The organism is Arthrobacter sp. TJ-265 (assembly GCF_058269135.1).
This window is the reverse complement of sequence record NZ_JBZCND010000001.1, coordinates 256,284-268,479: the sequence shown is the minus strand read 5'-3', so window position 1 is coordinate 268,479 and position 12,196 is coordinate 256,284. Positions and strand designations below refer to the sequence as shown.

Sequence of the window (12,196 nt, the reverse complement as noted above, 5' to 3'; positions counted from 1 at the left end):
TGGCTGACGTCACTATACCGACCAGTCGGTTTTCTGAGAAGGGTCCTAGACTGCGGATCATGGCCACGCCTCCGACGACCGCCCAGCGCCTGATCGACGCCTACGAGGACATCCTCCTCACGGACGGGGAACGGGCCGCGACCCTCGATGCGATCGCCCTGAGGGCGGGGGTGTCCAAGGGCGGCCTCACCTACCACTTCCGGTCGAAGGACGAACTGGCGGCCGCGCTGTTCGACCGCCTCCGCCTCCTCGTGGCCGAGGACGTGGCGATCATGCGCGCGGACCCGGCGACGGCGGCCACCTACTACGTCACGAGTTCGCTCGACGTCCGCAGTCCCCTGGAGCGGTGCAACGTGGCGGTGACACGGCTGGCGCAGGGTTCACACCCGGAGGCGAACGAACTGCTGGCGCAGTGCCGGACGCTGTGGTTCGAGGTCCTGATGGAGGCCATGGGACACGAGGACATGGTGCACCTCGTGATGCTGCTGGGCGACGGCATCTACTTCAACGCGTCCCTCACCGGCACGGGCGCGCTGCCCGCGGAGACCGACCCCGCGACGATCGACCGCATCATCGCGCTGGTGAGGACCATCCGGTACTGAGCCGGCCGGCCGGACCACGCACAGCGTGTCAGGCGGGCGGTCCGTCCCCTCGACCGAGATACGCCGCGTTGAAGCGCGTCAGGAGAGCCGCGAGGTCGACGACGTCGGTCCTGCTCCATCCCGCGAGCTGCCGCCGGAAGCTCCGACGCCGGTCGGCGCGTGCTTCGTCGATGCGCCGGAGGCCCTCGGGCGTCAGGTGGACTGGGTGGGACCGCTCGTCATCGCGGGTCGCACCACGCTCCACCAGCCCGAGCCGCTGCAGCGCAGCGACGTGCCCGCTCACCGCCGACGCGCTCATGCCGAGCGTCACCGCGAGGTCGCTCACCCGGCAGGAACCGGCCAGGCGCACGGCGCACAGCAGGCTGTAGGCCGCGGGTTCCATCGCCGGGTCGATCCCGCGGGCGAGCGCCCAGCAGACCCGCTGCTCGCTGCGGCACATCGAGGCGGCCGTGTCCTCGACGGCGTCGAGCGCGGCATGGCGTCCGTCCTCGCACGGATCGGCGGGGACCGAGCCGGCACCCGCGCGGTCGTGGAGTCCTTCCATCGCCGCATCGTAGGCCGGAGGGAACCCGTTCCGCCCCTGAATCCGCAGCATTACGTGTCATGACGTCGCAGGCGGGACGACGGCGGGGATCGGCGCGGCGTGGATCGGCGCGGCGGGGATCAGCGCGGTGCGCGCGCCCAGTCCCGTGGCACCACGACCATGGGCACCGGCAGGGCACGCAGCATCTGGTTGGCGGTGGTGCCGAGGAAGATCTGCCGGCGCTGGGCGAGACGGCTCGATCCGACGATCACGAGCTCTCCGGGATCCCACTCGATCTCGTCGATGGCCTGCTCGATCGTCCGGCCGTGGGCGACGGCGATCGAGGCCTCGTGGCCTGCTGGCAACTGCTCGACGGCGCGCGCCAGCACCGAGTGGGCATGCTGGTGGGCCTTGTTGATGGCCTCGCCGGAGTCGGACGCCTCGTGGACGTCCAGGGCGACGAGCGAGATCAGCCGCAGCGGGAGGCCTCGCCGTGCCGCGGACTCGACGGCGACCTCGAGCACGCCGTCCGCCCCGGCGCGGGTGCCGACCGCGCTCGTCATCCGGGTGAAGGCGGACCGGTGCCGGTAGCCGCGGGGGGCGAGCGCCACCGGGACGGTGGAGCTGTGGAGCACGGCATTCGCGACGCTGCCGACGGTGAAGCGCCGCAGGAGGCCGTTGCTGGACGCCCCGACGACGATCAGTCCGGCGTCTACGTCGGCCGCGACCTCGAGGAGCCCCTGCGCGAACGAGTCGGCGAGACGCACGTGCGTGGCGACCTCGACGCCGTCGGGCACGCCGGCGGCCGCGTGGTCGAGGGCGTCCTGCGCGCGTTGGCCGCCGGGTGCCATGCTGCCGTCCTGGGGCCAGTCGAGGACGGTGACCAGGTCGATGGCCGCCCCCTGTGTGAGGGCAAGCGACGTGGCCAGTTCGAGGGCGTCCTGCCCGCGGTCATTCCCGGTATAGCCAACGACGTAGCGCACGGCGGTTCCTCTTCCTCGATCGGGGCGAAGGCGGTGCGGCCTTCGGGAGCGCCGCGGAGTCGGTCCACTCTAGCGCAGCGCCCCCGTCCGTCCCGCTACGGCCTCGGAGCCGATCCCCGGACGATCACCTCCTGGCGGAAGAACGCCGGGTTGATCCGCCACCAGATGAGCATGAGCACGGCACCGAGCAGGATCACGCCGATTCCGAGGATGAACACCATGCCGACCCCGAACAGTTCGGACCCGGAGCCGTAGGCAGGATCCATGGAGTCGTTGGCGGTCTTGAAGAACATGACCAGCAGGATGACCCCGCCGAGCAGCGGCGCGAGGAAGCGGAACAGCACGTTCCTGGCGCTGCTGAAAGCCTGGGCCCGGAAGTACCAGACGCAGGCGAGGGCGGTGATGCCGTAGTAGAAGCAGATCATCATGCCGAGCGCCGTGATGGTGTCCCAGAGTGCGTTCTCGGAGACCAGCCGCGTGAACACGTAGAAGCCGGCGGCGGCGATCGCTGCGGCGATCGTGGCGTAGCTCGGCGACTTGTGCTGCGGGCTGATGCGGCCGTACCCCTTCGGCAGGGCCTTGTAGTGGCCCATGGCGAGCAGGGTGCGGGCCGGGGAGACGAACGTGGACTGGAGTGATGCGGCCGAGGAGCTGAGGACGGCGATCGACATCAGGATGGCGAACGGACCCATCACGGGACCGGCCAGCGCAGCGAAGATGCTCTCCTGGTTGTCCGGGTTGCCCGCTCCGAGTTCACCCTCCCCGACGCCCGCGAAGGAGAGGGTCGCGAGGGCGACGGTGAGGTAGATGACCACGATGACGACGACGGTGAGGGCGCCGGCGCGGCCCGGGGTCTTCTCCGGGTTCCTGGTCTCCTCGTTCATCGTGAGCGTCACGTCCCAGCCCCAGTAGATGAAGATGGACAGCGAGACGCCCGCGGCGAAGGCGGAGAACGAGCCGACGGCGAACGGGTTGAACCACTCCGCGCTGATCGGCGTGGCGTCGAAGGCGGTGCCGTTGGCGACGTGGACGAACGCCGCGATCGCGAACCAGGCGAGGACGACGACCTGGAAGGTCACCAGCACGTACTGGACCGCCTTGGTGGTCTCCATCCCGCGGTAGGAGACGTAGCAGGCGAGCGCGATGAAGACGAGCGTCGTCGCGATGTTCACCGGCAGGTTGAGCGTGAGGTCGGCGATGCCCGGGTTGTCGAGGACCTGCGCGAGCATCAGGTAGAAGAAGTCGACGGCGACCGCGGCCAGGTTGGAGAGCACGATCACGGTGGCGGCGATGAGTCCCCACCCGCCCATCCAGCCGACCCACGGCCCGAACGCACGGGTGGCCCACGTGAAGGTGGTGCCGGAGTCGGGCATGGCGCTGTTGAGCTCCCGGTAGCCGAGGGCCACGAGCAGCATGGGGATGAAGCCGACCAGGAAGATGGCCGGCAGGTTGACCCCGACCTCGGCGACCGTGGGCCCGAGGGCCGCGGTCAGCGTGTACGCGGGGGCCACGCAGGACACCCCGATGACGACGGCGCCCAGCAGTCCGACGGTTCCGTCGTCAAGGCCCTTCCTGCTGAGCCCTGTTCCTTCCCGTGTTGTCTCCTCGATACTCATACGTCCGCCTCTGTGGTGTGGGAACCCGGGCCGGTGGTGGTACCGGGTGTTGAGTACGTACGCGGGACGACGACCATGGGGATGGTCAGCGTACGCAGGATCTTGTTCGCCGTGGAGCCGAGGAAGATGCGCATGTGCTGCGCGAGGCGGCTGGACCCGACGAGCAGCACCTCTCCCTCGTCCCAGGCCAGGGCCTCGATGGCCTCCTCGATGGAGGAGCCGTGCGCCGTCTCGACGCTCACCCGCCCGCCGGCGGCGAGGGCGGACGCGGCCTCCCCGAGCCGGCGGTTCGCCGAGTCCTCCATGCCCTCCGGGTCCGAGTGCCCTGCATCGAGTGCGACGAGGGATACGAGGCGCAGCGGGAGGCCGCGGCGCTGCGCCGAGGCCACCGCGACCGAGACGACGTCGTCCGCTCCCGCCCTGTTGCCGACCGCGCAGGTCATGCGGGTGACGGGATCGGTGCGGCGGTAGGACTTGGGCGCCAGGGCCACCGGGACGGGTGAGGCGTGGAGGAGGCTCCGGGCCACGTTGCCGATGCTGAACCGGTTGGCGAGGCCGCGGGAGCTGGCCCCGATCACGATCAGGGACGCCTCGTTGTCCTCCGCCGCCCGGATGAGGCCCTCGGCGTTGGATTCCGCCCGCACGATCACGCCACGCGCCGGGACGTCGTCCGGCACGAGCGCGAGGCCCTGGTCCATCCACTCCTGCAGCTGGTCGGTCAGGAGGCTCTCGAAGCCCTTGCCCCGCTGGTGGATCCCTGCGTAGGGGGAATGCTGGGGGGTGACGAGGACGAGGTCGAGGCTCGCGCCCTGGCGGCGCGCGAGGGCGACGGCGAGGCAGACGGCGTCGTGCCCGCGCTCATCGGCGGTGTATCCCACGATGTAGCGCATGGTCATGCCCCCCGACCGGTCGCGGCGGCCTGCACGCCGGTGGACAGGACGCGATGGAGTTCGGCCGCGGTGTGCCGGCCCATCCGGACGGCGCCGTCGACGTGCTGGTAGCCCTCGGCCGCGATGTCGGAGCAGGACCAGTGGATGGGGCCCACGGGCGTGCGCTGGTCCCGGCCGTACCGGTGCAGCCCGCCGAGGTCGTAGCTCGAGGCGTACGCGCCGCGCGTCCACTCCTCCGCCGCCCAGTCCGACTCGTAGTACACCTCCGGCTCGAGCGCCTTCGGGCCGAGGAAGTTCGCGATCGCGGAGAGGATGCGCTCGCGACGCTCGTGCGGGGGCAGCTCGAACATGGCGTCGGCCTTCTCGTCGGAGACGAAGCCCACGAGGGTACCGCGGGGGTCCTCGAAGTTCGTGTTGTCGTAGACCTCCTGGACGATCGACCCCGCACTGAAACCCGTCCCCGAGAGCCCCTCCTCGCGCCAGAACGGGGTGGTGTAGACGGCGTGCACCTTGATCACCAAACCGAGCGACTGGTGCTGGTGCATCTGGTGCTGGCGGCGGGGCAGCGGCGGGTCGTAACTGATGCGCGAGTAGAGATTGGGAGGGACGGCGACGACGGCGTACCGCGCCCGCACCGTCGTCGTGTCCGAGACCACCGTGACACCCTCGGTGGTGTCGGGGCCCTCCATGCCGCTCCAGCGGAGCGTGCGCACGGGGCTCGAGAGGATGACGTCCTCCCCCAGCTCGGCCGCCATGCGCTCCGACACGGACTGCATGCCGCCGACCACGCGCTTGTCGAGGATGAAGTCCTCGTCCACCAGGTTCGAGAAGGACCCGGCGGTCGCCGCCATGAGGATCGCCTGCAGGGTGGAGAACGAGTGCGCCGGCTTCGTCAGCATGCCACCCGCGATGAAGAGGCCGATGTTGTCACAGGCCTCCTCGTCGTCGGACTGCTGCCGGAGCCAGTGGTGGAAGGAGATGGTGTCGAGGGCGCGGGCGTCCGGGTGGTTCCACGGCGCCTCGGGCCCGGCCTCGTCGACGAGCCGGTCGAGGATCACGATGAGGCGCTCCATCTCCTCGCGCGTGTAGTCGCTGACCGGGAACATCTCCCCGCTGTAGCGGATCGGTTCCCCGTCCGGGCCGATGTACACGGAGTCGCCCTCCCGGTACCGGGAGAAGGTCTTCAGGCCCAGCTCGTGGAGGAGGTCGATGAGCGCGGTCTGGTCCGGCGACACCCACTGCCCCCCGACCTCGAGGACGGCGCCGTCGATGACGTCCGTGTGGGTGCGTCCGCCGACGCGGTCCCGCGCCTCGAGCACGGCGACCGAGTGCCCGGCTCTCCTCAGCTCGCGTGCGGCGGTGAGGCCCGAGGGTCCTGCTCCGATGATGACGACGTCGCGTTCGATGGTGTTCACGTGATCCTCCTGGTGCTGCATGGCGCAGGCCACAAAATGAATGGTATTCATTATTGGGCCCACTATAGTTACATGGCCACCCGGAGGGAAGGGTCCGCCCGTAGGGTTGATGCCATCGGAACAGGGAGCAGGATCGATGACCTCAGCACTACCGACCCCCCGGCGCGCCGGGCGGCCGCCCCGCAGCGTCCTGTCCAGGGACCGCATCACGGCGGCGGCGCTCGACCTCATCGCCGCGGAGGGCTACGAGGGCCTGACGATGTCAGCCCTGGCGCGCCGGCTCCGGGTGGCGCCCTCCGCCCTCTACAACCACGCCGCGTCGAAGCAGGAGGTGCTCCGCTGGGTCCAGGACCACGTCATGACCATGGTGGACTTCGGCGCGTTCGCCCTGGAGCCCTGGGATGAGGCGGTACGGCAGTGGGCCTGGTCCTACCGCGAGGTCTTCGCGCGGCATGCCCCTCTGGTCCCGGTGATCGCCGTCCTGCCGGTGACCGATGCCGCGGAGACGCTGCGCATGTACGAGGAGGTGGCTCGCGGCTTCGCTGCGGCGGGCTGGCCCGAGGACCGCATCGTGCCCGCGATCGTGGCCCTCGAGTCCTTCATCTACGGCTCGGCGCTCGACGTCGCCGCGCCCGGCGACATCTTCGACTCCGGCACGCTCGCGGAGGAGTTCCCGGTGTTCACGTCCGCGGTGCGCAGCGCCTCGGAGGCGGCGGGAGCCGGACGGGCCGCGGATGCCGCCTTCCGGGCCGGGCTCGACGCCATGATCGCGGGTCTCCGCCAGCAGCTGGCCGCCCATTCCTCCTGACCCTCCCGTCCCGCGAGGGGCCGCCGGATCGGACCGACACCCCGGCCACTTCCTCGGGACACGGATTGCTAGGGAGGTTAGCTTTACGGATCCCCCGCGGGCTGTTACGGTACGTGACAGGTCAAGCAACGGCCGAGCCACCCACAGATCCTCAGAGGTTTCCCATGTCCGTTGCACCCCTCCCCCCGAGCCCCGATTCCCTGCCGGCCGCGCGCGCCGCTCACGGCCCCTCGTCCGATGCCGACGTCGTCGATCGCGCGGCCCGGGAGGCGCCCGACACCGAGACCCCGGAGGTCCCCCGCGACCTCTCGTCGGTCTCCACCCGGGAGCTGCGCATCCTGTGCAACGAGCTCTACCGGGCGCTCGATGCCGATTTCCCGCCCTATGGCGTGCTGGACGACTACGAGGCGGTCGTCGAGGCGATCACCGACCGCGAGTCCCGTGCCAGCGAGCGCGCGGAGACCGAGCAGCTCCGCGAGAAGTTCCGCGACAATCCGGCGGCCTCGCGCTTCGAGCTGTTCCATGACGGCGTCATGGTCGGCTACGTGAAGTACGATCTGCGGGCCGGCCGCCTGCGCCTGCTGCAGACCGTCGTGGGATCCGACCATGACCGGTCCGGCCTCGAGGCCGTCCTGGTCCGCAAGGCGCTCCTGAACGCCCACCGGCGCCGCCTCGCGCCCGTCCCCTACTGCGAGCATGCCCAGGCCTTCCTGACCGAGAACCCCCACTTCCAGGCCCTCATCCCGGTCGGGTGACCTCCCCGGACCACGACGAAGGCCCTGCAGCACGGACTGCTGCAGGGCCTTCGTCGTGTGTCGGGGGTCAGCCGGCGCTGACCGCGCGGATGGCGGCCTCGAGGACGTCGAGGCCGTCCTCGAGGAGCTCGTCGGTGATGACGAGCGGCGGCAGCAGGCGGACCACGTTGCCGTAGGTACCGCAGGTGAGGATGATGACGCCCTCACGAAGGCACTGGGCGGCGATCGCCTTCGTGGCTTCGGCATTGGGTGTCCTGCCGCCCGGTTCCACGAACTCGATGGCCAGCATGGCGCCGCGTCCTCGGAGTTCCCCGATGATGCTCCGCTCGCCGAGCTCGGTCTGCAGGGCGGCGATGCGCTCGGAGACCCTGGCCTCGATGCTGCGGGCGCGACCGGCGAGGTCGTGCTCCTTCATGGTGCCGATCGCGGCCAGTGCCGCCGCGCAGGCGACCGGGTTGCCGCCGTAGGTGCCGCCGAGCCCGCCGGCGTGCACGGCGTCGAGCAGGTCCGCGCGCCCCGTGATGGCCGAGAGCGGCATGCCGCCGGCGATGCCCTTGGCCATCGTGACGATGTCGGGCACCACGCCCTCGTGGTTCACGGCGAACCATTCGCCGGTGCGGCAGAACCCGGACTGCACCTCGTCGGCGATGAACACCACGCCGTTGGCCTCGGCCCACTCCGCGAGCGCGGGGAGGAAGCCCTCGGCGGGCACGATGAAGCCACCCTCACCCTGCACGGGTTCGATGATGATCGCGGCGACGGACTGCGCGCCGATCTGCTTCTCGATCATGGTGATGGCGCGCTGCGCCGCCTCGGGGCCCGTGATGGACGGGTTCTCCTCGCGGAACGGGTAGCTCATGGGGACGCGGTAGATCTCGGGCGCGAAGGGGCCGAAGTTCGCCTTGTACGGCATGGACTTGGCCGTCAGGGCCATCGTCAGGTTGGTGCGCCCGTGGTAGGCGTGGTCGAACGCGACGACGGCGTCGCGGCCGGTGGCCAGCCGCGCCACCTTGACCGCGTTCTCGACCGCTTCGGCGCCGGAGTTGAACAGGACAGTCCGCTTCTCGAAATCGCCCGGCGTCAGCTCGGCGAGCTGCTCCGCGACGGCGATGTAGCCCTCGTAGGGCGTCACCATGAAGCACGTGTGCGTGAAGTGCCCCACCTGCTCCCTGACCGCGGCGACCACCGCGGGGTCCGACGCGCCGACGCTCGTCACGGCGATGCCGGAGCCGAGGTCGATGAAGGAGTTGCCGTCGACGTCCTGGATGATCCCGCCGTCGGCGTCCGCCGCGTACACGGGTACGCCCGAGGCGACGCCCTTGGCGACGACGGCGGAGCGGCGCGCGGCCAGCTCGGTGGATTTCGGGCCCGGGAAGTCGCCGTTGATGCGGCGCTTCTGCTCGATCCGGAAGGTCGGCGCGACGGCGCCGGGGGTGGTTGCGATGGTCATCAGGGGGTTCCTATCCAGAAGGGGACTGTCAGACGTCCAGCACGCTCATGACGTGCTTGATGCGGGTGTAATCCTCCACGCCGTACATGGAGAGGTCCTTGCCGTAGCCGGAGTGCTTGAAGCCGCCGTGGGGCATCTCGGCGGTCAGCATGATGTGCGTGTTGATCCAGACGGCCCCGAAGTCGAGGTCGCGGGACACGCGCATCGCGGTGCCGTGGTTCGAGGTCCAGACGCTGGAGGCCAGCGCGTAGTCCACGCCGTTGGCGAGCTCGATCGCCTCCTCCTCGGTGGCGAACGTCTGCACCGTCACGACGGGCCCGAACGTCTCCTGCTGCACCACGGAGTCGTCCTGCCGGGCGCCCGTGACGATCGTCGGCTCGAAGAAGTAGCCCTTGTCCCCGGCGCGCTTGCCGCCGGTCGCGATGCTGCAGTGGGCGGGCAGCGCGTCGATGACCGCGTTCACGGCGTTGAAGTGGTTGATGTTGTTCAGCGGCCCGAAGTAGTTCTCCGAGTCCTCCGCGCTGCCGGTCGTCAGGGTGGCCGTGTGCGCGACCATGGCGGCGACGAACTCGTCGTGCGCCTGTTCCTGCACGAGGACCCTGGTGATGGCCGTGCAGTCCTGGCCTGCGTTGAAGAACGCGAACTCGGCGATGGCCTCGGCGCTCTTCCTGAGGTCGGCGTCCGCGAAGACGACGGCGGGAGCCTTGCCGCCGAGCTCCAGGTGGGCCCGCTTGAGGCCCTTCGCGGCGCTGGTCGCGACCGCGATGCCGGCGCGTACGGATCCCGTGATGGACACCAGGCCGGGCACGGGGTGCTCCGTCATGGCGGCGCCGGTCTCGCCCGTGCCGAGCACCACGTTCAGGACGCCGTCGGGCAGGATGCCCTGCGTGAGGCGTGCGAGGACGAGGGTCGATTCCGGGGTGGTGTCGCTCGGCTTCAGGACCACCGTGTTGCCCGCGGCGAGGGCGGGGCCGATCTTCCAGATGGCCATGAGGAACGGGTAGTTCCACGGCGCCACCTGGGCGACGACGCCGATGGGCTCGCGGCGCACGTAGGAGGTGTGGCCCTCCATGTACTCGCCCGCGGACTTGCCCTCCATGAGCCGCGCGGCGCCGGCGAAGAACCGCAGCTGGTCGGCGCCGACGGCCACCTCCTCGGCGGCGATCATCGCGCGCACCTGGCCCGTGTTGCGGTGCTGTGCCTCGACGAGCTCGTCACTGGCGGCCTCGACGGCGTCCGCGAGCTTCAGCAGCATGAGCTGGCGCTGGCTCGGCGTGGTCCGCTTCCAGGTGGTGAAGGCACGCGCTGCGGCGCGCATGGCGTCGTCGACATCCGCGGTGGTGGAGACGGGCGACTGCGCGACCACCTCGCCGTTGGTCGGGTTGACGATGTCGAGGAGCTCGGTCCCGGCGGGCGTGACGAACGCTCCGTCGATGTAGTTCTGAAGGGTCTCGGCCACGCTGCAGTGCCTTTCACGAGGAGGGAGTCGGCGGCGCGTACGGGTACGACCGGCCACGGGGTATCGACATGACGCTACCGGGGCACCACGGGGCGTGCCAGAGCTATCTGCACAGCGCTTGCCGCTTGCGTACGTGCAGGGGCACAACGCCCCCTACGCTGGACCCATGGCCATCACCCTCGCCGACCTGCTGTCCGATCCCGCCCTGGGCCTGGTCGTGGAGGGCGGCTCGGAACCGCCCGCCCAGCCCATCCAGTGGGTCGCCGTGACCGAACTCGAGGACCCGCGGCCGTTCCTCGGCGGGGCCGAGGTGGTGCTCACGACGGGCGTGCGGCTGAAGACCGGCGCCGCCCAGCGGGCCTTCGTCCGGCGGACACACGACGCCGGGGCCCTGGCCATCGGGTTCGGCGTGGGGCTCACCCATCGGAGGATCCCCGCTGCCCTGCTCGCGGAGGCGGACGCCGTCGGCCTCCCCGCGTTCCGCGTCCCGTACGAGGTCCCGTTCATCGCCATCGGCAAGAGGGTGGCCGACGCCCTGTCCGCCGATCACTACGCCGGGCTCGAGGACCTCCTCGAGGGGCACGCCGTCCTGGCCTCGGCGCTGCTCGGCGCGGGAGGCCTCGCCGCACTCCTCGGCGAACTCGCCCGGATGCTCGGCACCGACGTCGCGCTGTTCCAGTACGGCGCGTGCATCGCACGTGCCGCGGGCCCGGCTGCCCGCACCCCCGGCGGCGCAGCCGCCCCCCGGTCCCACGCGGTGGCACCGGATCCCAGGACGTGGCATCGGCTGCCGATCGCCACCGGCCTCAAGGACCGCTGCACTCTCGCCATCGCCGAGCCCTACGCCCGGACCGCCGTCGTCGACTACGCGCAGAGCCTGATCTCGGTCGAGCTCAGCAACCAGGCCAGGAACCGGACCGGCGCCCGCGCGGCGTCGGGCCAGTTGCTCGAGGACGTGGTGCGCGGCGCGCTCGCCGGCACCGAGGCGGCGGCCCGGCTCGCCAGTTCGGGTATCGATACGACGCTCCGGCACAGCGTGCTGATCGTCGACGTCGCCTCCGGTCAGCGACGCGCACTGCGGACCCTCCCGCTGCCCGACGGCTGGAACGGCGCCGCCACGGGGCTCGTCGACGACCGCCTCGTGCTCGTCCTCCCCGCCGGGGCGCCCGACCCCGCCGAGCTGAGCCGCTACCTGCACGGCGCCGGGCTGACGGCGCGGGTCGGTGTGGGCGGCACCTACGCGCAGCCGAACGGCCTGCGGTGGAGCTACTTCGAGGCACGCGAGGCGCTCCAGCGGGGCCAGCCCCTCAACTTCGCCGACCGCCTGAGCCTGACGTCGCTGCTGATGGCCAGCGCGGACGTGCCGCTCGCCGACCTCGCCGCGGAGACCCTCCGGCCGCTCGAGGCCTTCGACAGCGCGCACGGCGCGGGACTGCTGACCACGCTGCAGCGCTACCTCGACCTCGACGGCTCGGTGGCCGCCGTCGCCGCGGACCTCGACCTGCACCGCAACACCATCCGCTACCGGCTCCAGCAGGTCGTGGCGCTCACGGGCTACGATCCGGCGGTCACCGCGGACCGCGTGCACCTGTACCTGGCCCTGCGCGTCCGGGCCCTGGGCTGACGCGATCCACCCCTGCCACGGCACCATCCCGCTCGCCGGCCCACGGCCGTGCGATAGTTGACGCACGCACA

11 protein-coding genes are annotated in these 12,196 nt (G+C 70.8%); 4 read left to right on the top strand and 7 right to left on the bottom strand.

Annotation, left to right across the window (positions count from 1 at the left end; all coding sequences use genetic code 11):
* Positions 1 to 59: 59 nt before the first annotated feature.
* Complete coding sequence (locus AC4D2E_RS01250) at positions 60 to 602, top strand: TetR/AcrR family transcriptional regulator (protein ID WP_104168138.1); 543 nt, start codon at positions 60 to 62, stop codon at positions 600 to 602.
* Between the two features lie 28 nt (positions 603 to 630).
* Here AC4D2E_RS01250 and AC4D2E_RS01245 read toward each other — a convergent pair whose 3' ends face one another.
* The 5 genes from AC4D2E_RS01245 to AC4D2E_RS01225 form a co-directional block, all read right to left on the bottom strand.
* Positions 631 to 1,146: a MarR family winged helix-turn-helix transcriptional regulator gene (locus AC4D2E_RS01245; protein WP_490951449.1), complete on the bottom strand. Its 516-nt coding sequence runs from the start codon at positions 1,144 to 1,146 to the stop codon at positions 631 to 633.
* Between the two features lie 119 nt (positions 1,147 to 1,265).
* Positions 1,266 to 2,108 (bottom strand): universal stress protein, encoded by an 843-nt coding sequence (locus tag AC4D2E_RS01240; RefSeq protein ID WP_104168136.1) that lies wholly within the window; start codon positions 2,106 to 2,108, stop codon positions 1,266 to 1,268.
* Between the two features lie 95 nt (positions 2,109 to 2,203).
* Positions 2,204 to 3,724 carry an APC family permease gene (locus AC4D2E_RS01235; RefSeq protein WP_490909986.1) on the bottom strand — a complete coding sequence of 507 codons (1,521 nt, stop codon included), beginning with the start codon at positions 3,722 to 3,724 and terminating at the stop codon, positions 2,204 to 2,206.
* Positions 3,721 to 4,620, bottom strand: coding sequence for a universal stress protein (locus AC4D2E_RS01230; protein WP_490951448.1), 900 nt, complete (start codon positions 4,618 to 4,620; stop codon positions 3,721 to 3,723). The genes AC4D2E_RS01235 and AC4D2E_RS01230 overlap by 4 nt, the downstream gene beginning before the upstream one ends.
* On the bottom strand, positions 4,617 to 6,050 hold the full coding sequence (locus AC4D2E_RS01225; protein WP_490951447.1) for a flavin monoamine oxidase family protein: 1,434 nt from the start codon (positions 6,048 to 6,050) through the stop codon (positions 4,617 to 4,619). The genes AC4D2E_RS01230 and AC4D2E_RS01225 overlap by 4 nt, the downstream gene beginning before the upstream one ends.
* Positions 6,051 to 6,165: 115 nt before the next feature.
* Between AC4D2E_RS01225 and AC4D2E_RS01220 the strand changes: the two genes are divergently transcribed.
* Complete coding sequence (locus tag AC4D2E_RS01220) at positions 6,166 to 6,837, top strand: TetR/AcrR family transcriptional regulator (protein WP_258069906.1); 672 nt, start codon at positions 6,166 to 6,168, stop codon at positions 6,835 to 6,837.
* A 164-nt stretch (positions 6,838 to 7,001) separates the two neighbouring features.
* On the top strand, positions 7,002 to 7,592 hold the full coding sequence (locus AC4D2E_RS01215; RefSeq protein ID WP_490951446.1) for a GNAT family N-acetyltransferase: 591 nt from the start codon (positions 7,002 to 7,004) through the stop codon (positions 7,590 to 7,592).
* A gap of 67 nt (positions 7,593 to 7,659) precedes the next feature.
* Here the strand turns inward: AC4D2E_RS01215 and gabT are convergent, their stop codons facing one another.
* Entirely contained in the window at positions 7,660 to 9,042 is a 1,383-nt protein-coding gene (gene gabT / locus AC4D2E_RS01210) for a 4-aminobutyrate--2-oxoglutarate transaminase (RefSeq protein ID WP_490951445.1), read from the bottom strand.
* 28 nt (positions 9,043 to 9,070) lie between these two features.
* A complete protein-coding gene (locus AC4D2E_RS01205) occupies positions 9,071 to 10,501 on the bottom strand; it encodes a gamma-aminobutyraldehyde dehydrogenase (protein ID WP_104168130.1) in 1,431 nt (476 codons plus the stop codon).
* A gap of 166 nt (positions 10,502 to 10,667) precedes the next feature.
* Here AC4D2E_RS01205 and AC4D2E_RS01200 point away from each other — a divergent pair, with 166 nt between their 5' ends.
* On the top strand, positions 10,668 to 12,125 hold the full coding sequence (locus AC4D2E_RS01200) for a PucR family transcriptional regulator (RefSeq protein WP_490951444.1): 1,458 nt from the start codon (positions 10,668 to 10,670) through the stop codon (positions 12,123 to 12,125).
* The last annotated feature ends 71 nt before the right edge of the window (positions 12,126 to 12,196 follow it).